At 71.2% G+C, this 22257-nt stretch carries 21 protein-coding genes, 2 pseudogenes and 1 riboswitch; of the genes and pseudogenes, 7 read left to right on the forward strand and 16 right to left on the reverse strand.

Features of this window, described 5'->3' with window-relative positions; all coding sequences use genetic code 11:
- Positions 1 to 4 precede the first annotated feature (4 nt).
- Positions 5 to 805, reverse strand: a complete 801-nt coding sequence (locus HG542_RS08265; protein WP_171079445.1) for an alpha/beta fold hydrolase — start codon at positions 803 to 805, stop codon at positions 5 to 7.
- Positions 806 to 958: 153 nt separating this feature from the next.
- Between HG542_RS08265 and HG542_RS08270 the strand changes: the two genes are divergently transcribed.
- Positions 959 to 1453 carry a hypothetical protein gene (locus tag HG542_RS08270; protein WP_171079446.1) on the forward strand — a complete coding sequence of 165 codons (495 nt, stop codon included), beginning with the start codon at positions 959 to 961 and terminating at the stop codon, positions 1451 to 1453.
- Positions 1454 to 1526: 73 nt separating this feature from the next.
- On the opposite strand, the gene HG542_RS34360 is transcribed toward HG542_RS08270, so the two are convergent.
- Positions 1527 to 1985: a hypothetical protein gene (locus HG542_RS34360; protein WP_176606326.1), complete on the reverse strand. Its 459-nt coding sequence runs from the start codon at positions 1983 to 1985 to the stop codon at positions 1527 to 1529.
- Positions 1986 to 2146: 161 nt separating this feature from the next.
- On the opposite strand from HG542_RS34360, the gene HG542_RS08280 reads away from it, so the two are divergent.
- The gene (locus HG542_RS08280; RefSeq protein ID WP_171079447.1) at positions 2147 to 2566 is read left to right on the forward strand and encodes a YchJ family protein; all 420 of its coding nucleotides are present in this window, start codon (positions 2147 to 2149) and stop codon (positions 2564 to 2566) included.
- Here the strand turns inward: HG542_RS08280 and HG542_RS08285 are convergent.
- The 9 genes from HG542_RS08285 to HG542_RS08325 form a co-directional block, all read right to left on the reverse strand.
- Positions 2559 to 3026: a C40 family peptidase gene (locus tag HG542_RS08285; RefSeq protein ID WP_171079448.1), complete on the reverse strand. Its 468-nt coding sequence runs from the start codon at positions 3024 to 3026 to the stop codon at positions 2559 to 2561. The genes HG542_RS08280 and HG542_RS08285 overlap by 8 nt on opposite strands.
- Before the next feature lie 4 nt (positions 3027 to 3030).
- Positions 3031 to 3186: riboswitch (cyclic di-AMP (ydaO/yuaA leader) on the reverse strand.
- Between the two features lie 179 nt (positions 3187 to 3365).
- Positions 3366 to 4226 carry an endo alpha-1,4 polygalactosaminidase gene (locus tag HG542_RS08290; RefSeq protein WP_229922451.1) on the reverse strand — a complete coding sequence of 287 codons (861 nt, stop codon included), beginning with the start codon at positions 4224 to 4226 and terminating at the stop codon, positions 3366 to 3368.
- Positions 4223 to 4903: a spherulation-specific family 4 protein gene (locus HG542_RS08295; protein WP_171079449.1), complete on the reverse strand. Its 681-nt coding sequence runs from the start codon at positions 4901 to 4903 to the stop codon at positions 4223 to 4225. Before HG542_RS08295 ends, HG542_RS08290 begins: the two co-directional genes overlap by 4 nt.
- Positions 4903 to 5799 (reverse strand): NAD-dependent epimerase/dehydratase family protein, encoded by an 897-nt coding sequence (locus tag HG542_RS08300; RefSeq protein ID WP_171079450.1) that lies wholly within the window; start codon positions 5797 to 5799, stop codon positions 4903 to 4905. Before HG542_RS08300 ends, HG542_RS08295 begins: the two co-directional genes overlap by 1 nt.
- 9 nt (positions 5800 to 5808) lie before the next feature.
- On the reverse strand, positions 5809 to 6522 hold the full coding sequence (locus HG542_RS08305) for a nucleotidyltransferase family protein (RefSeq protein WP_171079451.1): 714 nt from the start codon (positions 6520 to 6522) through the stop codon (positions 5809 to 5811).
- 49 nt (positions 6523 to 6571) lie between these two features.
- The gene (locus tag HG542_RS08310; protein WP_171079452.1) at positions 6572 to 7573 is read right to left on the reverse strand and encodes an SDR family NAD(P)-dependent oxidoreductase; all 1002 of its coding nucleotides are present in this window, start codon (positions 7571 to 7573) and stop codon (positions 6572 to 6574) included.
- 54 nt (positions 7574 to 7627) lie between these two features.
- Positions 7628 to 9070 carry a hypothetical protein gene (locus HG542_RS08315; protein ID WP_171079453.1) on the reverse strand — a complete coding sequence of 481 codons (1443 nt, stop codon included), beginning with the start codon at positions 9068 to 9070 and terminating at the stop codon, positions 7628 to 7630.
- Positions 9067 to 10584 (reverse strand): GT4 family glycosyltransferase PelF, encoded by a 1518-nt coding sequence (gene pelF, locus HG542_RS08320; RefSeq protein ID WP_171079454.1) that lies wholly within the window; start codon positions 10582 to 10584, stop codon positions 9067 to 9069. The genes HG542_RS08315 and pelF overlap by 4 nt, the downstream gene beginning before the upstream one ends.
- A 66-nt stretch (positions 10585 to 10650) precedes the next feature.
- Positions 10651 to 12891 (reverse strand): hypothetical protein, encoded by a 2241-nt coding sequence (locus HG542_RS08325; protein WP_171079455.1) that lies wholly within the window; start codon positions 12889 to 12891, stop codon positions 10651 to 10653.
- An 856-nt stretch (positions 12892 to 13747) separates the two neighbouring features.
- Between HG542_RS08325 and HG542_RS08330 the strand changes: the two genes are divergently transcribed.
- Together HG542_RS08330 and HG542_RS08340 are read left to right on the forward strand one after the other, a co-directional pair.
- A complete protein-coding gene (locus HG542_RS08330; protein ID WP_171079456.1) occupies positions 13748 to 14680 on the forward strand; it encodes a carbohydrate-binding protein in 933 nt (310 codons plus the stop codon).
- 303 nt (positions 14681 to 14983) lie between these two features.
- Positions 14984 to 16543: an SDR family oxidoreductase gene (locus tag HG542_RS08340; protein WP_171079457.1), complete on the forward strand. Its 1560-nt coding sequence runs from the start codon at positions 14984 to 14986 to the stop codon at positions 16541 to 16543.
- A 133-nt stretch (positions 16544 to 16676) separates the two neighbouring features.
- Here the strand turns inward: HG542_RS08340 and HG542_RS08345 are convergent, their stop codons facing one another.
- The 3 genes and pseudogenes from HG542_RS08345 to HG542_RS08355 form a co-directional block, all read right to left on the reverse strand.
- On the reverse strand, positions 16677 to 17039 hold the full coding sequence (locus HG542_RS08345) for a DUF805 domain-containing protein (protein ID WP_171079458.1): 363 nt from the start codon (positions 17037 to 17039) through the stop codon (positions 16677 to 16679).
- Between the two features lie 64 nt (positions 17040 to 17103).
- Positions 17104 to 17385 (reverse strand): annotated as a pseudogene (locus HG542_RS08350) (HAD-IA family hydrolase); the annotation flags it as partial.
- Between the two features lie 8 nt (positions 17386 to 17393).
- Positions 17394 to 18281, reverse strand: coding sequence for an aminoglycoside phosphotransferase family protein (locus HG542_RS08355; RefSeq protein WP_171079486.1), 888 nt, complete (start codon positions 18279 to 18281; stop codon positions 17394 to 17396).
- Between the two features lie 330 nt (positions 18282 to 18611).
- Between HG542_RS08355 and HG542_RS08360 the strand changes: the two genes are divergently transcribed.
- Positions 18612 to 19124 (forward strand): hypothetical protein, encoded by a 513-nt coding sequence (locus HG542_RS08360; protein WP_171079460.1) that lies wholly within the window; start codon positions 18612 to 18614, stop codon positions 19122 to 19124.
- Positions 19125 to 19272: 148 nt separating this feature from the next.
- Here the strand turns inward: HG542_RS08360 and HG542_RS08365 are convergent, their stop codons facing one another.
- Complete coding sequence (locus tag HG542_RS08365) at positions 19273 to 20313, reverse strand: AF_0692 family protein (protein ID WP_176606330.1); 1041 nt, start codon at positions 20311 to 20313, stop codon at positions 19273 to 19275.
- A 144-nt stretch (positions 20314 to 20457) separates the two neighbouring features.
- Here HG542_RS08365 and HG542_RS08370 point away from each other — a divergent pair, with 144 nt between their 5' ends.
- Together HG542_RS08370 and HG542_RS08375 are read left to right on the forward strand one after the other, a co-directional pair.
- Positions 20458 to 21069 carry a TetR/AcrR family transcriptional regulator gene (locus HG542_RS08370; protein ID WP_171079461.1) on the forward strand — a complete coding sequence of 204 codons (612 nt, stop codon included), beginning with the start codon at positions 20458 to 20460 and terminating at the stop codon, positions 21067 to 21069.
- Positions 21070 to 21154: 85 nt separating this feature from the next.
- Positions 21155 to 21767, forward strand: a pseudogene (locus HG542_RS08375) (inositol monophosphatase family protein).
- Positions 21768 to 21817: 50 nt separating this feature from the next.
- Here HG542_RS08375 and HG542_RS08380 read toward each other — a convergent pair.
- The gene (locus HG542_RS08380; RefSeq protein ID WP_229922450.1) at positions 21818 to 22252 is read right to left on the reverse strand and encodes a GNAT family N-acetyltransferase; all 435 of its coding nucleotides are present in this window, start codon (positions 22250 to 22252) and stop codon (positions 21818 to 21820) included.
- Between the last annotated feature and the right edge of the window lie 5 nt (positions 22253 to 22257).

Genomic DNA, 22257 nt, shown 5'->3' on the forward strand with positions numbered 1-22257 from the left:
CGGGTCAGCCCGCCGCCAGGATGTCCGCGAGCTGTGCCGCGAAGGCGGCAGGGCACTTCGCGTACCCCACGTGCCCGCCGGGGAACTCCACGAGTTCCCGGCCGAGTTCGCGCGCGAGGACGGCCACCGGCCGGTGTACGTCGTGGGTGCGCGACTCCCGTCCGCCGGCCAGGACGATGCGGTCCGCCACGGCCGCCAGTGCGCTGACGTCGGGCGCGCAGCGGCTGGACGGCCGCATCACGTGGGAGAGGAAGAACCCGCTGTTGTCGGCCGCTTCGGGGAGCGACGGGGCCGGTCTGCCGCCGAAGACGGCTCCCAGCCTGTCCATGGCCGCCGGGACGCCCTCCCGGCGGTACGTCGCGTACACCTCGTCGAAGAACGCGGCGTACCGTGCCGCGTCCGGCAACAGCCCCATGGCGGGCGGCTCGTGGGCGACGGCCAGCCGGATCCTGCGCGGATCGCGGAGTACGAGCTCCAGCGCGATCTGTCCGCCCGCGCAGCTGCCGAACAGTTGGACCGCCCCGCCGCCGGACCCGTCCAGGTGGTCGAGCAGCCGTGCGGCGTCGTCGGTCTGGGTGGCGATCCACGGCTCCGGCGGCGGTCCGTCGAGTGGGCTACGGGAGATGCCGCGCGGATCGTAGGTGACGACGCGGTGGCGGGCGGCGAGCTCGTCGGCCAGGTCACGGAAGACCTCGGCGTCGGAGGCGCCGCCGGGGAGGAGCAGCAACAGCGGTCCGGTGCCCCGCACTTCGAAGTACAGCCGTGCGCCCGGTACGGCCAGCATGCCGCTCTCCAGCGTGTCCATCGCACGAGGCTATGCGCGGGACGGCCCGCGCCGGTAGGCGTGCGCAGCGGGTCGCGCCCCCGTGCCCGCTCCGGCGCGCCGGTCTCCGTGCCGGGCGGCCGGGGCATGAACTGCCCTATGTCACTCAGTTCATGCGGTGTGAAGAGAGCAGTTGTGGCAGCTGCCGTGGTACTCGGTACCGTCACGGCCGTCCCGGCGGCCGCCCACCCCCGCGACTCCGGGCAGTTGCAGTGCCACGGCACGGAGTCCGTCCGCTACGAGCCGGGGGTCACCCTTCTGGCGCGGCACATCCACGTCACGGTCGATGGGCGCTTCGGCTCCTGCACCGGTGGTGACGGGGCGGTGAAGAGCGGCGGATACCACGACGAGTTCACGATCGACGCCGCCTGCAACGACCTCCTCGAAGGATTCCGGGCCCGCCGGAACTACGACTGGAACACCGGTGACTCGAGCGATGCCGAGATTGCCGGCGGCAGCACGGCCGTACTCGGCCAGGTGATCACCCCGATCACCGGCACCGTCACGCACGGCCGTTTCCAGGGCCGGAAGCTGCTCCAGCTCGTTCCCATTCCGCAGGCGGGCGCCCTGCGGTGCCTTGGGGACGGTCTCACCAGTGCGAGCGGACCGACGGTGTTGACGATCTACTAGCTCTTCGACTGCGGGCTGTCCGTGGCCGGTCGCGCCCACCCAGAGATAGCTGGGGAGGAGCAGCCTCGTACCCCTAGGGGGCGAGCAGCTTCGGCACCGACCCCAGCAACGCCCGCTGATCGGCGACCATCGCCGCCACCCCCGCCGTCACCCCGGCCGCGTCCTCCGCCGCCACCGCCTTCAGCAGCGCCGTCGCGTCGTCGTCCAGCTTCTTCAGCTGGGCCTGTACATCTGCATCCGCAGAGGCACCTGCCTTCACCGATCGCTGCAGCCGCCCCGACGCCGCCCGCAGCCGCCGCTGCAACTCCTGCATCTCCACCGTGTCCGGTGTCTTCGCGCGGGCCTCCGTCCCGATCCGGGATCCGAGCATCAGCGTCTCGCCGAGGCCGCCGATCGTTTCGAGCGATCCCGTGGCGGCGGGAGCCGATTCGGCGGGCGGTCCGTCCGACGCCAGCGCAGGACCGGCGATCAGCAAGGCGAGCGCGCCGCACACGGCGGCCGCGGCAGCGGAGGGAAACGTGTTCAGGCGCATGCCGTCACCCTTCGCCGACGGCCCCCGGCCCGCAACCGGTGCCCGCCCCCGCCGGGGCCTCCCCGCAGGCCCGGCGGTAAACCTGACCTGCGGGTATGTCAAGCCGGGAAGCCGCGGCCCCGCATGCGGCCGAACGGGTTCCCGTCCGGCACAATCGAGGCGTGTCCAGATCCAGCGCTCGTCCCCGGCCGGCCGTCGGCCCCACCTCGCCCTGCCCCTGCGGGCTCGGCGACACGTACCAGAACTGCTGCGGCGTCTTCCACAGCGGACAGAAGACCGCGCCCACGGCCGAACGCCTGATGCGTTCCCGCTACGCCGCCTTCGTCGTCCGCGACACCGCGTACCTGCTGCGCAGCTGGCACTCCAGCACCCGGCCCGGGCACCTCGATCTCGATCCCGAGATGCGCTGGACCGGGCTGGACGTCCTGGCCACGACGGACGGCAGCCCGTTCCATCAGGAGGGCACCGTCGAGTTCCGGGCCCACTACAGCGAGCGCGGGCACCAGGACGTCCTGCACGAGGTGAGCCGGTTCGTCCGCGAGGACGGGCAGTGGGTCTACCTGGACGGTGCCGTCACCTGACGCGGCCGTACCAGACACTGCCGGTCCAGATCTTCTCCATGCTGACGGTCCTGCCCGGCTTGGGCGCGTGCCAGATCCTGTTGTTCCCGGCGTAGATGCCCACGTGGTACACGTTGCTGCCCGAGTGGAAGAACACCAGGTCGCCGACCTGGCGGGAGCCCGCGGAGAGGTGGCGGGTCGCGTTGTACTGATCGGCCGCGGTGCGCGGCAGTTGCTTGCCGATCCGCTTGAACGAGTAGAGCGTCAGGCCCGAGCAGTCGAAGCGGTTCGGACCGGTCGCGCCGTACTGGTAGGGCGATCCCTGTTTCGCGGCCGCCACCTTGAGGGCCTGTTCGCCGGCGGTGGCGGCCTGGGCGCCGGGGGACATGCCCGGCAGGAGGACCGATGCCGCGACGGTCGCGGCGGCGAGAACAGGGATGCGCGCAGATATTCGAGGCCGTGCAGAAGGCATTGCAGACATGCCGAAGCCCTTCGTCAGCCGCCTGCGAAAGATGACCTGTCGGGTTCGGGCTGGACGAAGTAATGCCCGGCCACAGTCGTGGCTTCACCCCAAGGACCACCGCCATCGTGGTCCGTCGTGCTCGGGTCTCCCGCTCCTGCCGATCCGTCGAATCGGTTCCGCACCCGGTGCGGTGGCAGGACTCGGCGTCCGCCCGGGTGGCCCGCCACGGTGACGGGGTCTCATGTTCGAGCGTCGATCCTGCACCACCGACCGCTCGAATTCAGAGCCGAATGGGGCTTCTGTGAACTTCTTCACTTCCGTCCTGCAACTGCAACCGCACCCGCAACCACAGCCCCGTCAGCACGGCTTGCGCCAGGCATCCAGCCCCAGGCGCTTCTGCATCGAGCTCAGCCCGAGACGGGTGGTCTGACTACAGAACTCCTCGGGCTTCAGGTCGTATTCGACATGAAAGACCGCTTTGCCTGCCTTGATGAACGGGGTCAGCCGCTCGCACTCCCCGTACTGCGCGCACTGCTCGTTCACCGCGAAGTCGAAATCGCCCACCAGCTGCGGGATCTGATCCAGATCGTTCTTCAACGCCACCGACAGGCCCCGGTCATGGGCGAGCTTCGCCAGCATCCGGTTGAACGCCAGCTGGTCGTCCGCGGTCAGCTTGAAGCCCGTGGAGTTGCGGAACCCCTCCGTCAGATCCGGTTCGACGGCGTCGAAGCCCTTCTTCCGGCACATGTCGATGCGCGACGCCATGATGGGCTTCAGGACGTCGAGGCGGCGGATGTCCACCCACTTCTCGCCTTCCCAGCCCTTGTTCTTCGCGCCGAGCACGCCCTTGGGGAACGCGTTCTTGTCGGGGCGGAAGTCCTCCCACGCACCGGCGTTGAAGTAGCAGATCACCTTCCGGCCACGCGCGTGCAACTCGGCCACGGTCGCCGCCGAGTTCTCGAACCCGTCGATGTCGTAGACGGGCACGTCCACCGACGTGTCGGCCTTGCCGTCGAGCTGCCATTGCCAGGGCGTCCCCGGCTTCGGCTGCCACCGCTTCCCGGAGGCGGGAGCCGACGGTGCGGGCGCAGATGCCGTCGCCTGGCCGTCCGGACCGTCCCCGTCCCCTGCCTCGTCGGACGAGGAGGACGAGCAGCCCGCGAGAGCCGCCAACAGCAGCACGGCTGCCCCAATCGCCCCGGCCCGTATGCCTCTCACCGCACCGCTCCTGTCGTCAAGGGCGCGCTCTGCCAGGGGTTGGCCCCGTCACCCGGAACCGCACAGTGCACCCCGGCCCCGCGCCGTTCCGCCGTGCGGGCCACGTGCTCCGCACAATCGTCCGGCACAGCGTAGACGAGGTGGCAGAACCGGCCCGGCGGATGGTCCGCGGTCCACGGCGGCACCCCGGCCCGCCGGTACTCCGCCCAGCTGCCCTCGAACGTGACCAGCAGGTCGGCGAGCCGGGCGTAGCCGGGGTCCGGGTGGGTGCCCGGGTTGAGCGCGACGGTCCGCGCGCCCAGCGTCCTGGCGATCAGGACCAGCCGCCGGTAGTGCGGCAACACCGCCGCCCCGGAGGGGACTTGGTCGAGGAAGACGCCGTCCACGTCGTACCACCTGCGGTGCCTGCGGATGTCCGCGGCCACGGCGCGCGGCCTGCGGCGGCCGTACCCGGTGTCGGTGTAGCCCAGCAGCCGCACCCCGGCGCGGCGCAGCCGGCCGGCGGCCTCGGTGAAGGCCGGGTCGGGACGGTGACCGGGGCCGTCCGCGGCGTTGAGCACGACCCCGTACAGCAGTGGGGCCACCGCCTGCAGTTGTGCCCAGGCCTCCGGGTGGGTGGCCGGGTGGGCGTAGAGCGGGACGAGCAGCCGTCGTTCCTCCGCCGGTGCCTCCGTCATCAGGCGTTCTCCTCTGCTCCCGTGCCCGCCCACACGTCGGCAAGACTGTCGGCCAGCGCGTACCGCGGTGTCCAGTCCAGGGCGCGCGCTGCCGCGTCGACATCCGCCTGCTGCCAGGGGACGGCCGCCGAGCGCGGCGACCCGTCGCCGTTCTCCTCGATGGTGCCCCGGAACCCGGCCGCGCGCGCGAGGCCTTCCGCGATGTCGCGGACGCGGCGTGCCGTGCCGCTGCCGATGTTGAGGACGGGCGGGAGCGGCCCGGTCGCCGCCACCGCACGGACGACGGCCGCCGCGACGTCCCGCGCGTCGACGAAGTCACGGTACGCGGACAGGTCCCCGGTCCGGATCACGCCGTCGGAAGCGACCCGGCGCAGCTCGGCGGCGAGCCGGCCCGGCAGGGAGGCCACGGACTGGCCCGGTCCCACGGGGTTGAACACCCGCAGCACGACGGCGTCCAGACCGGATCCGGTCACCGCGAGCGTGCCGGCCAGCTTGCTCGCGCCGTACAGGCCGAGCGGGCGCGCCGGGCCGGACTCGACGGCGGGGCGCTGCCCGTCGGCGGGTCCGTACTCGGCGGCCGAGCCCAGGTGGACCAGGCGGGCCCGGGGCGCGGCCTTGTGCAGAGCCGCGCACAGGGCGGCGGGACCGAGCGCATTCACAGCGGTGAGCTCCACCGCGCTGCCGCCCACGGCACCTGCGCAGTTGACGACCGCATCGGGCGCCGCCGAGCGCACGACGGCCGCCAGCCGGCCGGCCTCGGCGGTGGCCAGATCGCACAGGAGGTCCGCGTCGGGCGACCGGCCCGCGCAGAGCACCCGCGCGCCCGGGAGGGCGCGCAGCTGCCCGGTGGCGTGCCGGCCGAGGAAACCGGTGGCGCCGAGAACGAGGATGCGCATGCTGCCCGTTCACGCTCCCTTGATCAGCAGGTCGCGGCGGAGGGAGAACTCGGCGTTGGCCCGGTCGTAGTCGTCGGGGCGCCCGATGTCGAGCCAGTAGCCGTCGAACTCGTAGGCGTGCGGCGGGTTGTCGTCCCGCAGCATGTCGAGGACGAGTTCGTCGAAGCCGAGCGGGAGCCCGGGGGTGTAGCGGGCGAGGGCCTCGCGGGAGACGCCGTAGACGCCCATGGAGACGCGGTAGTCCATGCTGGGCTTCTCGGCGAAGCCGACGACGCGGCCGGAGTCGGTGGTCAGCACGCCGAAGTCGATGCTGACGCGGCGGGCGTAGGTGGCGATGGTGAGCGGTGCCGCCGTGGCGATGTGGCGCTTGAGGACGTCGCCGAAGTCGAGGTCGGTGAGCACGTCGCCGTTCATCACCAGGAAGTTCTCGGGCAGCCGGTCGCGCATGGTGAGCAGCGGTCCCATGGTGCCCAACGGGCTTTCCTCCGTGGTGTAGTCGACTCTTATGCCCCACTGGGAGCCGTCGCCGACGTAGGCCCGGATGATGTGGCCGAGGTGGCCGATGGCCAGGGTGCAGCTGGTGAATCCGGCGCCGGCCAGCTGGCGCATGACGATTTCGAGGATGGCGTGCTGGTCACCGATCGGCACCAGCGGCTTGGGCAGGGCGGTGGTGTACGGGCGCAGCCGGACGCCTTTGCCTCCGGCCAGGATGACTGCGTGCATGGTGCCGTTCCTCTCTGCTCCCGGTGCGGGAGCGGTGGGCGGTGGAACGTCAGACGTTGTAGATGCCGGTCTTGTAGCGGGCGAGGTTGGCGGGATCGCGGAAGAAGGCGATGGTGGCGGCGAGCCCCTCGTCGAGGGTGTGGGCGGGGGCCCAGCCGGTGGCGGCCCGCAGCCGGGAGGCGTCGGCGAGCAGCCGCATCACCTCGGAGGCCGCGGGCCGGACGCGCTCCTGCTCGGAGCGGATCTCCAGCTCGGTGTCCATGAGCTTGCCGATGAGGCGCACCAGGTCGCCGACCGATATCTCCTCGCCCGTACCGGAGTTGAAGGTGCGGCCGACGACATCGGCGGCGGGCGCGGTGCCGACGGCGAGGAAGGCGGCCACGGTGTCCTTGACGTAACTGAAGTCCCGGGTGGGCCGCAGGTCGCCGAGGGTGATGGTGCGCTCCCCGGCGGCCACCTGACCGATCACCGTGGGGATCACGGCGCGCATGGACTGGCGCGGCCCGAAGGTGTTGAAGGGGCGCAGGGTGACCACGGGGAGCCCGAAGCTCGCGTGGTAGCTGTCGGCCAGCCGGTCGCCGCCCGCCTTGGACGCGGCGTACGGGGACTGGGTGTTGATGGGGTGGTCCTCGGTGATGGGCACGGTCTGCGCGGTGCCGTAGGTCTCGCTGGTGGAGGTGTGCACCAGGCGCGGGATGCCCAGGTGGCGTACCGCCTCCAGGACGTTGAGGGTGCCGGTGACGTTCGTCTCCACGTAACTGTGCGGCGCACGGTACGAGTACGGGATCGCGATGAGCGCGGCGAGGTGGTAGACGGTCTCGGTCCCGGCGACCAGCGACTGGACGGAGCCGGGGTCGCGGACGTCGCCGAGGACGACCTCGACGTGGTCCATGACGTCCTCGGGCAGGTCCTCCAGCCAGCCGAAGGACGAGAAGGAGTTGTACTGCACCATGGCGCGGACCCGGTGGCCGCGCGCGACGAGCGCCTCGACCAGGTGCGAGCCGATGAATCCCTCGGCGCCGGTGACGGCGACGGGTGCAGGTGCGGACATGCGCGGTTCTCCCCTGTGAAGGCCTGTGAAGGAACGGGCGGTCTGGTGCGGTGCTCAGCGGTGCGTGGTGATGCGTCCGAGCAGCGCGGTGGCGACGGCCAGCAGGGCGGCCGCCGCACCGGTACACGTGACGAGCTGGTCCTGGGCGGGTGCGGAGATGCGCAGGACGAGGGCGGTGGTCTCGGCCCCGGCCGCGGCCAGGCACAGCAGGGCCGGGGTCCAGGCGATGCCGTAGGCCTGGAGCAGCAGTCCGGTCCACAGCACCGCGCCGAGCGCGAGCAGTGCCGCGGCACGGGTCGGGTCCGGCAGCGAGGCGTGCGGCCACACCAGGGCAACGGCCAGTGTCAGCACGGCCAGTGCGGCGAGGTAGGCGGCGATGCACAGGGCGAGCACGCGGGCCGCGCCGAGCAGCATGCCGGGGAAGGTGGTCGAGCGGGCGAGGGCGTCGAGGGCCCTGCCGCGGCAGCGGTAGAGCAGCCATTCGGCGGCGCCCATGCTGAGGGTGAGAGCGAGGACGGCGGGTCCGGCGGTCCCGGTGCCGCCGGTGTGCCGCAGGGTGTCGCCGAGTGCGGCGACGGTCGTCAACACCCCGCAGCCCAGGCCGAACAGGCCGTACGGGAGCGAGGCGAACGGCGAGAGCCGCGGCGGCTGCCCCTCGGTGCCGCGGGTCTGCAGAACGGTGCGGACGGCGGCGAGCAGCGCTCCCCCCACCGTGGCGAGCAGCACCAGGACACCGGCCGCCGTGGGCGGCTGCTCCACCAGGGTCGCCGCTCCCCCCGCGGCGGTGGGCAACAGGGCGTACAACAGCAGCCGTTCACGCCCCAGTACCAGCAGCGTGGTGGCCGCGGCCAGGTACACCGCCTGGCCGGCCGCGAACGCGTACGCCCCTGCGGGGCCCGGCAGCAGCAGGGCGGTCACGGTGGCGAGCAGCGCGCCGAGCGGTGCGCCGACGGCCAGGCAGCGCCCGGCCGCGGGCCGGCCGCCCGCGGCCAGCCGGAGGTAGGCGCGGTGGGCGAGGCCCTGGTTCCAGGCCCAGGCCAGCAGGGCAGAGACGGCCAACGGGCCGGTGCCCGCGGGCAGTCCGCCGCCGTGCCGGCCGCCGGTGATCAGGGGCGCGGCGAGGGTGTAGCCGAAGCCGGGCAGGGTGAACACCAGGGAGCGCAGCAGGCAGGCGCCGGGCGACACCCGCCAGGGATCGGTGCGCGGCGGGGGTTCGGGGTGGCTGCGCGGCACCCGGGCGAAGAGCTCCGCGGCCAGCTCGAACGCGTCGTTCCTGCCGTAGCGTTCGGTGATCTGCTCGCCGGTGAGGCCACCGGCCTCCAGGACGGCGGCGATCTCGTCGGGGTGCACGGCCGCCGCGCACACGTCGGCCATCTCCTCGGCGAGGTCGTCGAGCGGATCGGCCGCCCACCGCGGCCGGTGCCGCGGCGGGACGGGGTCGGCGAGATCGTGCGCCGGTTCGGGCTCGTCGGGGACGAGGCGTAAGACTCCGCTCATCCCGCACCCCCGGCGGCCATGGCCATGACGGGGACGGACTCGGGCCGCTGCCGGGGCAGTTGCTGCACCGGGCGGAGTCCGCCGAGGTCACGGTAGATGTCGCGGAAGGCGCTGATGGTCTGGCGGAGGGTGAACTGCTCGACCACGCGCAGCCGGGCGGATTCGCCCATCTTCGCGCGGGTCTCCGGGTCGCCCAGCAGCTGCAGTGCGGCCTCGGCCATGCTCTCGGGATCGCGCGGCGGTACGACGAGCCCGCTGTCGCCGACGGCCTCGCGGACCCCGCCGACGTCGGTGGAAACGGTCGCCCGGCCGCAGGACATGGCCTCGATGAGGGTGAAGGGGAAGCCTTCGCTGATGCTGGAGAGCATCACCACGTTGCCTGCCGCGTAGGCGTCGCGGATGTCGTCGACGCGCCCCTCGAAGGTGACGGAGTCGCCGACGCCCAGGTCGGCGGCGAGCTTCTCGCAGGCGGTGCGGTAACCCTCGCCCCCGCGCGGGGTACCGCCGAAGAGGCGCAGCCGCGCCTCGGGTATCTCCTGGTGGACCAGGGCGAACGCCCGGATCAGGGTCTCCAGGCCCTTGATGGGGTCGACGCGCCCGGCCCAGCTGAGCGTCGGTGTCTCCGGCTCCGGCCCGGCGGGCGGGAACGCCGCCGGGTCGACGCCGTTGTAGACGGTGCGGATGCGGTCGGGCGGCGTGCCGCCGTGCTCCTCCCAGCGCCGGTTGTAGCGGTTGCCCGGGGTGACGAGGGCGGCGCACCGGTAGCTCTCGACGGCGAGCATCCGGAACAGCCCGAGCATCAGCGCCTTCACGGGCCAGCGGTAGGGCTCGCTGCGGAAGCCCAGGTAGCGCTCGCGCAGATAGATGCCGTGCTCGGTGAGCAGGAACGGGGTGCCGTACCGGTGGTGGGCGACGAGCCCGGGCACGGCGGCCAGGCCCCCGCTCACCGCATGGGTGATCCCCTCGGCGGGGACCCGTGCGGCGAGCGGGCGCAGGGCGTGTTCCAGCAGGTCGGTTGCGGTCAGTGCGTCGTACAGGGTGGGGCGGGCGGCGGCCGTTGCGAGACGCGGCCGGTTCCACAGCCGGGCCAGGAGGCGGGCCGCCGCCTCCCCGCGCAGCGCGGGGAAGAGGGTGCCCTCGGTGGCGTGGTCGGCCAGCCGGTAGAAGGTGCGGGCGAAGTGCTGTTCCTCATCGGGGTCGAGCAGGGCCAGCAGGAACTGCTCGTAGCAGGTGAGGAATTCGCGCAGGGCCCGGCCGCGCGGGGCGCGGCCGGCGGGCGGCGGGCCCCACAGCGGCAGGGCGTCGACCTCCCGGACGTGCCGGGGCAGCTCCCAGGCGAGCTGCTCCCGGCCGGTTCCGGTGACGGCGATGACCCGGAAGTCGACATCCGGCATCCCTTGGACCAGTTGGTCGCACCACACGCTCACCCCGCCGTGACTGTGCGGGTAGGTCCCTTCGGTGAGGAGGGTCACCGAAGGGATGTCGGATGCCCTTGCGGCAGGCGGTCCGTGCATGAAAGTCGGTTTCTCCAGGAGACGTCAGGACATGGGCGGAATCTGCACGGAAGTACGGACGCCGGGTCAGCGCCGGGCGGTTGCAGCGGGCCCATAGGGCACCGGGTGACTCACGCCACGCGGCACGGGCAGGGCGGCTGCCGGTGCCTGCACGGGGGCGGCGGCGCCACCGTGCTTGTGGAGGACGGGAGTTGACCCGGCGGGCAGAGTGAAGTCGAGCGTGCCCTGACCCGCGGCGGGTGCGGCCCAGGCCCAGCGGCTGCCGGCGTAGGCGGCGCCGAAGGCGGTGCCGCCCTGCAGGGTGCCGTCGGGCAGGGTGGCGAGGGTCTGGACGCCGGCGGGTGCGGTGACGGTGACGGCGTTGCCGATGCGGTAGGCGGTCACCTTGCCCGCGGCGAGGGCGGCGTTCCAGGCGGCGCGCTTGCTCAGCTCCGTACCGATGTCCCGCATGCGGAGGTTGACGACCGGCGTGTTGTCGGCGAAGAGCCCGGCGTAGTCGGAGAGGACGTTCTCCAGGACCTTATAGCCGATCCGCTCCTCGGAGAGGTTCGACTGGTGCATGAAGTGCGGCCGCGGGTCGTTGGCGAGGACGTGGCCCAGCGCGATACGGGTCTCCAGCGGCGTGATGTAGGTGCCGAACCCGGTCTTCACGTCGAGCGGCTTCGGCAGGCAGGTGGTCACCTTGGAGTTCTCGCAGGTTCCGCTGCCGCCGTCGGACTTCTTGGTGTAGAGCCAGTTGTACTCGTCCGTCTCCTCCTGCGCCGTACCCGCGTTGTAGAAGACGTTCATGGGGTAGCGGGGCACGGTGAGGGCGGGGCCCACCAGGCGCTGCTGGGGTTCGCGCGAGGTGTCGCTGCCGATCCAGGCGACGCCCGACTTGGCCAGCACGGGCCCGAGTTCGGGGTTGTCCTGGGTCTGCTGCGGGAGCATCTTCAGACCGGAGTGCTCACCGGTGATGAGCTCGTCGTTGTCGACGGCCAGGCCTTCGCGGGCCGCCCAGGCGCGGTTGGTGTTGATCTCGTCGCTGATGTTCCTGCCGCTGACCCACTGGGTCTTCCCCGCGGCGTCGGTGGCGCACTTCCAGGGCACGACGGTGGTGTTCTGCACGCAGCCCAGGAAGGCGTGCGTGTAGGTGTGGTTGATCCACCGGAAGGACTTCTGGTCGGCGGTGAGCTGCTGGAGCAGCGGGTCGGGCAGACCGCCGTGCTCCGAGCGGTACTCCACGCTGCCGACCCCGTTGAAGGCGAAGTCCAGGGGGAGGTGGTGGCTCTGCGACCACTGCTTGGCGTACTGCGCGTCGGCGGCCGTCATGCGCAGCGCCGGGTGCTCGGGGGTGGGGTTGCCGGGGCAGTCGACGTCGCCGGGCGTGCACTTGAGCTTGGTGTCCCAGCGGTCGTCGGAGGCGAACATGTCGTCGACGTGCACGGCGAAGTAGTTGCGTGAGGCGCCCAGGTGGACGCCCTGGGTCAGCCACTCGACGATGCCGCGGGACACCAGCCGGTACTGCGCCTGGTACTGGTTGGCGACGAAGGTGACGACCAGCTCGCTGCGCCCGTCGTGGTTGTACTGGCCGATCAGCGACCCGCGCCCGGTGCCGCCGGGGATCGGGGCGTCGAGCAGGGTGGTGTAGCTCGCGCCGTCGGGCTGCTGGGCGAGCGGCGTGGAAATGTACCCGTAACTCTCGTTGACGTTCGGGTCGTTGTCCTCGAACGGAACGTTTTTCCTGAGGTAGCCGAAGGAGCCGGTGGCTCCCGCCGGGGTGACCTGGGCGGTCTTGCCGTCCAGGGTGCCCGCGTAGCCGGAGTCCGCAGGAACGTTCAGGCCGACGGCCGGACGGGCGTAGGTGTAGGCGTCGACCTGGCGGATGCCGAATCGTTTCTCGTAGCCGGCCAGCGCGGCCATCTCGGCCGAGCTGCCGCCGAAGGGGTTGTCGTCGGGCAGCACGATGCCCTGGTACTTGGCGCGCGCCCGCCCGTCCACGGTGTCGGCGAGGAAGGCGTCGTCGATCTTCTGCCGCGCGGGGTCGGTGAGATCGACCCTGGTGTACGGGGTGCCTGCGGCGTCCAGCGTGCTGCGGATGGCTTCGACGGACGGGCCGCCGTCGTCGACGACCAGCACCTTCAGGTCGATGCGGGGTGCGGTGTCGGCGGCGGTGCGGGTACCGGTGCCGACCGCGTGGGCGGTACCGGCCGGGAGGGCCATGCCCATACCCATGCCCATGCTCAGCAGGACGGAAGCCGCCCCCGTCACGACCGGCCGCGCACCGCGTCTGCTGTCCGTTTTGCCGACCGTTCTTCTCGTTCTCATGACGTCAACTCCCCCCGGGACGCAGGTCACGCATGGGGTGCGCAGCCTCTTCGTCCAGGACAAGTGCGGGCAGCACCGGGCGCGTTCCCCGGATGCGCACGCACAGCGAATGATCCCCACCATTCGGCCCCGCATCAGCCGGACTCCCCATACCGGCTGCGCCCGCTCCTGCCCTGACACGGAAGCGGACGCCGAGTGCCCGGATCCGGGCCGCGCGGGCGGAGCCAAAGCCGCGCGGCGTCGATGCGGAGCCGGGGCGCGGCCGCGCCCCGGGTTCGGGAAGCTCGGCCTCCCGACCGCTCAGCCATATAGTGCGCCATGCCCGGAGGCCACGCGGGGCTCACTGGACAGGTCTCCGGATCCGTTCATGAATCCCTGGCCTGTTTTCGCTGTAACCTCTCGCGGCTCTTTGCCGTCCGCGCTTCGCGCGGGTGTCCGGTCATCGCCAGGGTGACCTGTGCCGACATTGGTATACAACACCTCTGGACCACCTCTGCCGGAACCGCGTCGCACCTGCCCTTCCCGTATCCGGCGGCCCCGAGATCGGCCTGATGCGAGCTGTCCAATATGCCTGTTGCGCAACGCATATGGCGAGAGCACCTGGCATCTGCCGTTACCGGCGGGCGAATTGGGGGCGCACGAAGACCGGACCGGTCATCCTGGTTCCGCGGGCCCCATGCGAACCGGACGACTCCGAGGGGCGGTTGAGTTCTGCTGCGGCGGCTCTTGACCGAAAGTCAGGGGGCATGGACGGTGGATGGCGCGAATTGTCATGAGCACAACGCGACTTATGGAACGTGGCTCATGGCATGTCGCCGCTCCCACCCCCCCCCATCCGTCATTCCGGAGGAGCCACGTGAAGAGACGCCGCACGCCCCTTGCCGTCGGCCTGGCCGCTCTGGCCGTCCTGGTCGCCACGCTGGGCGCCGCTCCGGCGGCGCATCGCCACGAAGGCGGCGCCGCCCCCTCGCCGGACGCGCCCCACCGCGGGGTCGTCACCGCCGCGCACGCGCCAGGCCACTCCCCCGGCCGCGACCGCGCGGCCCGTACGTTCACCGAAGGCCGCCGGGAGCGCGGCGCCGCCGCCTGGACGCACCGACCGGGGATCGCCGCGGACCTGACCCACAACTGGTGGGGCGTCTTCCCCCGGCCCGGGACGCACGACGGCATCACGGCCACCCACTCCGTGGACCCGTCCTACAGGGTCTCGGCCTCCGACAACTTCACGTACGCGCCCACGACCAAGGCGCAGAACTCCTGCATGGAGGTCGTCACCGCGTACTCGAACACCGGCAACGAGATCTGGGCCTGGGACTGGTGCAGCGATCCCGGCGGCCCGGCGAAGGTGCTCGCGATCGACGCGGACTTCCTGGCGAAGTACACGACGACGATCGGCGGTGGCCGCTCGGTCTACAGCGTGCAGCTGGTCCAGGACGACGCCGGTTCCAACGGCTGGTCGTCGTACCTCTACAACTACCGGACGGCGGCCTGGGAACTGCTCTTCCGGCAGTCCGGGCAGGACCGGAGCGGGCTGGACCACGGCTGGGACATGTTCGAGATCTACGCGAGCGTCAACCCTGCGACGGGGACGGGCTATTACTGCACGGAGGCGGCGAACACGGTCTTCGACAGCTCGTCGATACAGCTGCGGAACGGGGGCGCATGGAAGGCGGCGAGCCCGGCGGACTCGCCGTGGACGGAGCCGAATCCTGACGGCGCCGCGTTCCTGTGCCCGGGGCTGAGGTTCGTGCAGGCGGGGGCGAACGATCACTGGACGGTGCGGCAGTAGCTGCGCAGGCGCGCCGGCCCCCGCCGGAGGTGGCGGGGGCCGGTGTCTTCGGCATGCGCGGGGCGCCGAGTCATGGCGGCGGGGCCGCACCGGCCACCCGCCGGTCGACGTGGCCATGCGACAACTGCGCCGGAACTGGCGGACGTGGGGGCCCGTCGTGCACGAGCCCTGGAAACTGCCCGCACAGGAGCGAGCACCGACCGGCTATGGCGAAAGTCCGCCGCCGTTCATCGGTCTTCACCCGCTCAGCCGCCCGCAGGGCACCCCTGGCCACGCCCGCATACGCTTGGCCGAGGAGGAGCCATGGAAACGACGGCGGACCGGCCCCTGTGCCTGGTGACCGGGGCCAGCGGCTACATCGGCGGACGGCTCGTGCCCGAACTGCTGGCCGCCGGGTACCGGGTGCGCTGCCTGGCCCGCTCCCCCGGAAAACTGCGCGACCACCCCTGGGCGGACCGGGTGGAGGTCGTGGGCGGGGACGTCACCGACCCCGCCGCGGTCGGTGACGCGATGCGGGACGTCGCCGTCGCGTACTACCTCGTCCACGCTCTCGGCACCGGACGCGGCTTCGAGGACACCGACCGTGAAAGCGCCCGTGTCTTCGGCTCGCAGGCCGCCGGCGCGGGCGTGCGCCGTATCGTCTACCTCGGCGGGCTGACCCCGGCAGGCGTGCCCGAGCAGGAACTGTCACCTCATCTGCGCTCCCGCTCCGAGGTCGGGCGCGTGCTGCTGGCGAGCGGGGTGCCCACGACGGTCCTGCGCGCCGCCGTGATCATCGGCTCGGGCTCGGCGTCCTTCGAGATGCTGCGCTATCTGACCGAGCGGCTGCCGGTGATGATCACGCCGAGCTGGGTACGCATGCGCATCCAGCCGATAGCGATCCGGGACGTGCTGCGCCTGCTGGTGGGCAGCGCCCGGATGCCCGCCGATGTCAACCGCGCCTTCGACATCGGCGGGCCCGACGTACTGACCTACCGGGACATGATGCTGCGCTACGCGGCCGTCGCCGGGCTGCCCCGGCGCCTGATCCTGCCGGTGCCGGTGCTCACTCCGCGCCTGTCCAGCTACTGGGTCGGCCTGGTCACACCGGTCCCCGCCTCCATCGCCCGGCCGCTGACGGAGTCACTGCGGCACGAAGTGGTGTGCCGGGAGAACGACATCACCCGCCACATCCCCGACCCGCCCGGCCATCCCATCGGCTTCGACGAGGCGGTACGCCTCGCGCTCCAGCGCGTGCGGGACGCCGACGTCGCCACCCGCTGGTCCTCCGCCTCGGTACCCGGCGCCCCCAGCGACCCCCTGCCCACCGACCCCGACTGGGCGGGCGGAAGCCTCTACACCGACCTGCGCGAACGCCCGGTCGACACCCCGCCCGAGGCGCTGTGGCGGGTGATCGAGGGCGTCGGCGGGGAGAACGGCTGGTATTCCTTCCCCCTGGCCTGGTCCCTGCGGGGCCTCGCCGACCGGCTGGTGGGCGGCGTGGGGCTGCGCCGCGGGCGCCGGGACGCGCACCGGCTGCGCGTGGGCGACTCGGTCGACTTCTGGCGGGTCGAGGAGATCGAGCCCGGCCGATTGCTGCGGCTGCGCGCGGAAATGCGGCTGCCCGGACTGGCCTGGCTGGAAATGCGCGCCTGCACGGACGACACAGGCCGCACCCACTACCGCCAGCGCGCCCTGTTCCACCCCCACGGCCTGCTCGGCCACGCCTACTGGTGGAGCGTCTCTCCTTTCCACGCCGTCGTCTTCGGCGGCATGGCCCGCAACATCGCCCGCACGGCCGAGCGGGCGGACGGCAACGGCCGCGGAACGGGGGCGCCTTCACCCGGCCACGCGAGCGCGCCGGCGGCCCGGCAACCCGAATGAGGTGACCGGCGGATTCCGCCGGCGCCGTATACATCCCTTTCCGAGGGATGAAAGGGATGCCCTCAACCGGCAACGGCACCCGATTTCAGGCTCGCGCCGCGAAATCGGGTGCCGTTGCCGCCTGCCGGCCTTTCTAGGCGCCGTACGCCGGAAGCTGCTTGGGGCTGAGACCGTATTTGTTGTGGTGCGGCGTGGTGTCCAGGCACATGAAGACCAGCAGGACGATCCAGCCCACGATCGGAATCAGGCCGAACAGAACCCACCACCCCGAACGATCGGTGTCGTGCAGGCGCCGGACGGTGACGGCGAGCGTGGGGAGGAGTACGGCCAGGACGTACACCGACCCGATGACGTCGTTCGTACCGAATACGGCGTCGGCGATGGCCAGCACGATGCTGATGACGGAGCTGATCAGGGTGAACATCCAGTACTCCTGGCGCCGCGCGCGCCCGCTGAACACCGCGTATTTCTTGAGTACGTCCACGTACCAGTGCACTGGGTCTCCCAAAGCCGATGGGCCCCGGAGGGCCCGTTTTCCACATGTAAAGCTGGGGTAAAAACTACACCATGCCGGAGGGTGCTGCTGCGACGGGGAGAAATCCCAGCATCTTCTCGAGGTCGGCGGGTGTGCGGTAGTGCACACCGGTCATGCCGAGCGCAATGGCAGTCTCGACGTTCTCCTTGCGGTCGTCCACAAACAGGCACCGGTCGGCGGGAATTCCTGCCCGCTCGACTGCGATCTCGTAAATCTCCCGGTCCGGCTTGGCCACGCCCACCCGAGTGCTGCTGACCAGGTGGTCCGCGAGATCCATCAATCCCAGAGACTCAAGGTCGCGGTCAATCGCTGCCCTCAGCTCTCCTCCAGCACCGCCCGGATCACATACCGTGCGTTGCACGCCATCGCCGGGTTCGACCTCCGGTAGTACGGCAACGCGATCAGCGCCTGCGAGAGCGTCCGCCCCCGGCCGCGCCGCCACGTCGCGTCGTCCACGCCGAGCGCCTCGCGGAAGATGTCCCGCGCACGGGCGGGGAGCAGGTTCCATGCCGGGAAGAGGTCGCAGGCCGGGTCGCCTATCCCCGTACACCCGAAGTCGATCACGGAGGTCAGCCGACCGTCGCCGTTCACCAGCAGGTTGCCCGGCATGAGGTCGGCATGCAGCCACACCGGCGGCCCGTCCCGGGCGGGGGCCCGCAGCGCGTCCTCCCAGACGGCGGTCACGGCGTCGCAGTCGACGGCCTCCTGCGGGATCCCGCGGAGCTCCTCGATCGCCGCCCGGGTGGCCGCGTCGAGCGAGGCAACCGGCCCACCGCGGTGGGCCGTCGGCGCCCCCGGCAGGGCGACGCTCCGCATCGCCGTCACGAACCCGGCCAGGTCCCGGGCAAGTTGCCCGGGCGCGCGCAGCGCCCCGGCCTCGGGGTTCTCCCCCGGCAGCCACCGGTACACGGACCAGGGCCACGGATACCCCTCGCCGGGACGGCCGTCCCCGAGCACCTCGGGGACGGCAACGGGCAGCCGCGGCGCGAGGCGCGGCAGCCACGCCTGCTCCAGCACCACGTCCCCGGCCCCGCCGGCCACCAACGGCAGCCGTACGACCATGCGGTCGCCCAGCCGGTACATGGCGTTCACCGTCCCACCGGACGGCAACCGCTCCACCGCGAGCCCCGCCCACTGCGGGAACTGCGCGGCGATCAGCCGCCGGACGAGGGCGTCGTCGATGGGGTGCGTGCCGGGATGCATCGTCATCGGCGTCATCATCGGCTTCTCTTGCCCCGTGCTCATGGACGCCATCCGACCGGCGAACGCAGGCGGCCGTCAAGCAGTCCTGCCAACCGCACGCGCGTGACCGTCAGGTTCTGCCCCGTGGAGAACATGCCGGATCGCGGCGGCCAACGCCGCCACCGGTTACGTCGAGGCCGTGACGCCCCGACTCACTGTCAGGAGTGCCTGCCGCCCCGGGAGTCGCCCCTCCGGCTCCACGGCCGCCAGTTCGCCTGCATCGTGCCGGGCCCATGCGGCCCCGCCTCCCGCGACGGGACGCCGACGCGCGAGCCACGATAGGGTCCGCGCATGTCGGATGCGATAGCGACTGCGATCACCGCGGCGGCGGGCCTCGGCGGCGCGCTTCTCGGCGCGATGCTCCCGCAACGCTACAACGCCCGCGAACGCGCTGCCGAGGCGGAACTCGCCGACCGAAGGCGGTCGTTCGAGGAACGTCGAGAGGCGTACACGGCAATGAACCGCGCATCCGAGCAGTTCCACACGCTCCTCAAGGACGCTCTGCAGCGCATGCGCGACGGCATCTATACGGAGGAGGACCGCAGCCGTCTCGAGGATTCCCGCAGGGAATACCGCGATCACTACGCAGCAGCCCAGATGATCGTCCCGCTGCGGATCATGGAGGCGTCACGGGAGCTCAACAAGGTCCTTGCGGGGGTCGACGCAGCGGCCAAACGCATCGACCGCGGCTTCGCGCGCGACGGGGAGAGCGCCGAGCGCCTGCTCATCGAGGTCAAGCAGGCGGAGCCCCGGATGGTGACGATGCGGACTCTGATGCGGGAGGACCTGGGAATCCGGGACTAGGGCGCTTCCGATGGCTCTTGGACGATGCCTCGGAGCCGGATGACAATCGTGCTTGGCAACGCCCCCGGTGCCTTGAGCACCGGGAGCTCTCGTTTCCGGCCAGTCGTCGGCTGTCCACGAATGACCGTACTGCTCTGCGGGGCATCGTTTACGTCCTGTGCAAGGGCGTGAGCCGGGAGGCGTCCTGCCGAGAGCCTTCGGCATTTGCCGTGGCTTCGGCCCGGCGCAGTCGGCGGTGTGCTGCCGCCAGCAGGGCCAGCACGCCGAGCATCAACGTCGCGTTGGCGACGTACTTCGCGGCGTACGCCACCTGCCCGTTGGGTTGGACGACGAACGACAGGCCCGCGTTGACCACGAGAGCGGAGCCGCTGACGGCCAGGATGTGCATCCGTCCCCACTGGGCCCGGCTCGACCACCGCAGCAGCAGTCCGGCACCCAGTGACAGGGACAGCACGTCCAGCGCGACCCCTGCCCAGGTCGGAGGGATCAACTGATGCGTGGCCAGCAGGGCCACGGCGGTGCAGGCAGTCAGCCACAGAGGCGGCGGGACCCGCCCGGGCATCGGCCTTCTGCGGCGCGGCAGTGTGAAGGCGAGTGCGACGAGGGTCAGCACGATCACTGCGGTGACGCCGAGTTGGACGGGGCTCGCCATGAACTTCTTGGTGTGCTCCCTGAAGATGACCGCGGCGCCGAGGCAGTACAGCAAGGCCATCACGGCCATGCCGCCCCGGCGCAGCCACGGGCGGTCGGCGAGCCGTGGGGTGAGGGATTCGACCACGGCGATCGGTGCGGCGAAGCTCCAGATCACATGGCCTGCAAGGAAGTTCAGTGTGTGCTGGAGGCTGATGCCCAGAACGGGGACGAGGGTGGACGACCGTTCCCGGTCCCAGGACGGCTCGTCGACGAAGTGGGGATTGAACAGGCTCTGGTCGATCAGTCCGGCCTGGGCAAGCCCGAATGCCGCGCTCAGCAGCAGGATCGTCGGCCAGCCCCGCCCGGTCCGGCGGGCGGCCTCCCGGATCATCACGGCCACGGCGCCGTAGAGCGGGGCGAGGATGAGCAGCCCCGCGAGCAGTTCCCGCGGACGGCCGATGATCTGGTCGTAGCCGATCAGGTACTCGGCGCAGACCGGGGAGAGCAGTAACAGCCCCAGTGCCGGTAACCATCGGTGGTGTCGTGCGGTGTGCAAGGTGCGTTCCCTTCCCGAGCCGGTCCGGGCGGAGCGGCTGAAGCAGCTCCATCATAAACCGAGTGCTCGGTCTATTAATGTCGGCCGGCCGCCGCCGGGGCGTAGTCTCTGATCGCAGCCCCGGACAGAACAGAGAAGGACGTCATGAGGACGGTCGACCCGGCCAAGCACCAGGCACGGAAGCGGCACATCGTGGACGCCGCGACGGTGCTCTTCGCCACCAAGGGCTTCGAGCGCACCACGACGGCCGAAATCTGCAAGGCGGCCGGCATGAGTGCCGGCAACCTCTTCCACTACTTCCCCAACAAACGAGCCGTTTTCCTCGCCGTCTTCGAGGACGACCGGGACGACAAGGCAGAACGCCTGGTGCAGGCCCAGTCCGCCGAGGACCCGTGGCAAGCCCTGCTGGAGGTCGTCGACCTCCTCGCCGCACCGGCAGCGGAGCCGCTGGCACCACCGTTGGTCATGGAAGCGATGGTTCAGGCGTACCGGGATCCCGAACTCGAAGCGGTACTGAGCCGCAGCAACGCCGAGGAACACGCCACGGTCGCCGCACTGATCAGGAAGGCCGCCGCCACCGGACAGGTCGACCCCGGCCTCGACCCGGACGGCGCCGCCTCGTGGGTCCTGGCCATGGTCGCCTCCCTCTACACCAGTGCCGCCGGCGACCCCGCCTTCAAACCGGCCGAGCAACTGCCCACCCTCCGGCTCATCCTGCAAAGGTTCCTCCGTGCAGGGCCGAAGGAATCGAGCTGACCCCTCTTGCCCGAGGGGTCGTTGGCCGGCTCAGGCATCAATATGTCGGCAGCGACCAGCACATGCCGCCGATACCCTGCACTCCGTGATCAACTCAACTGTGGGCCTTGACGACACCGAGGTGGCGATAGCCGCGGCCCGTGCCGGTGCGGAGGTCGTACGCGCCAGGTACGGGCAGCGGCATGCCCGCGTCGACAAGGGAGCCGGGGATTTCGCCACCGAAGCCGATGTGGCAGCCGAGGAGGTGATCCTGGGCGTCATCCGTGCTGCGCGGCCCGAGGACGCCGTCCTCGGTGAGGAGGGCGGGCAGCGGGGTTCGGCCGGATCGGCACGGCAGTGGTTGGTGGACCCGCTGTGCGGCACCCTCAACTACGCTGTCGGCAATATGCTGGTGGCCGTCAACGTGACACTGCGCAATGGCCCGGCGGCGGTGGCGGATCCGTTCAGCGGCGAGGTGTTTTTCACCGACGGTGAGACTGCTCGGCTTCGGCATGACGGACGCGATACGCAGCTGGCGCCGACAGCGGCCACCCGGCTGGTGGACGTGAACCTGGATCCGCCCTTGCGTCGTGACCGGAATCGACGGCGCCCCGATCGGGTCGGCGGGCCGAGGGCTTCTCGTGACCGCGGACGCCGAGACCCACGGGCTGCTGCTCTCAATGATCCGCAGCCGAGGCGAAGTTGCCGAGGGCCGTTGAGGTGAGCTCATTTCAGGGGCCCGGCGGCAACGTACCTCGATCCGCCCCCCTCACCCCTCGGCGCTCAGAATCATGAAGTTCTCGGGGTTCGGTACGGGGGTGAATCCGGCCTTCGCGTAGACCACGTGCGCGTCGCGGGTCGACAGCAGCACGCGCTTGAGCCGATAGGGGGCAAGGTGGTCGCGAATCGCCGTGGCAAGCCACGTTCCGAGCCCCTTGCCGCGGTGGGCGGGGGCGACGTAGACGTCGCAAAGCCAAGCGAAGGTGGCACGGTCGGTAATCACGCGAGCGTAGGCAGCCTGGTCTCCGCCGACGTCGTAGACGGCGAAGTTCAGCGAGCCGCGCGCCGACTCCTCGACAGTCTCCCGAGTGCGCCCCAGGGCCCAGAACGCGTCTGTCGAGAGCCAACGGTGCACTAGTTCCAGGTCGAGGCGATCCGGGTCCGTAGAGAGCTCGTACCCGTCGATTCCACCGCTGGTGATCACGGAGC

Source organism: Streptomyces morookaense, assembly GCF_013030945.1.
Classification (GTDB): Bacteria; Actinomycetota; Actinomycetes; order Streptomycetales; family Streptomycetaceae; genus Streptomyces; species Streptomyces morookaensis.

Bases quoted from the DNA above. Each gene is read 5' to 3' on its own strand.
- HG542_RS08265 (WP_171079445.1), bottom strand. From the start codon at position 805: ATGGACACGCTGGAGAGCGGCATGCTGGCCGTACCGGGCGCACGGCTG.
- HG542_RS34360 (WP_176606326.1), bottom strand. From the start codon at position 1,985: ATGCGCCTGAACACGTTTCCCTCCGCTGCCGCGGCCGCCGTGTGCGGC.
- HG542_RS08285 (WP_171079448.1), bottom strand. From the start codon at position 3,026: ATGTCTGCAATGCCTTCTGCACGGCCTCGAATATCTGCGCGCATCCCT.
- HG542_RS08295 (WP_171079449.1), bottom strand. From the start codon at position 4,903: ATGACGGAGGCACCGGCGGAGGAACGACGGCTGCTCGTCCCGCTCTAC.
- HG542_RS08300 (WP_171079450.1), bottom strand. From the start codon at position 5,799: ATGCGCATCCTCGTTCTCGGCGCCACCGGTTTCCTCGGCCGGCACGCC.
- HG542_RS08305 (WP_171079451.1), bottom strand. From the start codon at position 6,522: ATGCACGCAGTCATCCTGGCCGGAGGCAAAGGCGTCCGGCTGCGCCCG.
- HG542_RS08310 (WP_171079452.1), bottom strand. From the start codon at position 7,573: ATGTCCGCACCTGCACCCGTCGCCGTCACCGGCGCCGAGGGATTCATC.
- HG542_RS08315 (WP_171079453.1), bottom strand. From the start codon at position 9,070: ATGAGCGGAGTCTTACGCCTCGTCCCCGACGAGCCCGAACCGGCGCAC.
- pelF (WP_171079454.1), bottom strand. From the start codon at position 10,584: ATGCACGGACCGCCTGCCGCAAGGGCATCCGACATCCCTTCGGTGACC.
- HG542_RS08325 (WP_171079455.1), bottom strand. From the start codon at position 12,891: ATGAGAACGAGAAGAACGGTCGGCAAAACGGACAGCAGACGCGGTGCG.
- HG542_RS08340 (WP_171079457.1), top strand. From the start codon at position 14,984: ATGGAAACGACGGCGGACCGGCCCCTGTGCCTGGTGACCGGGGCCAGC.
- HG542_RS08355 (WP_171079486.1), bottom strand. From the start codon at position 18,281: ATGCATCCCGGCACGCACCCCATCGACGACGCCCTCGTCCGGCGGCTG.
- HG542_RS08360 (WP_171079460.1), top strand. From the start codon at position 18,612: ATGTCGGATGCGATAGCGACTGCGATCACCGCGGCGGCGGGCCTCGGC.
- HG542_RS08370 (WP_171079461.1), top strand. From the start codon at position 20,458: ATGAGGACGGTCGACCCGGCCAAGCACCAGGCACGGAAGCGGCACATC.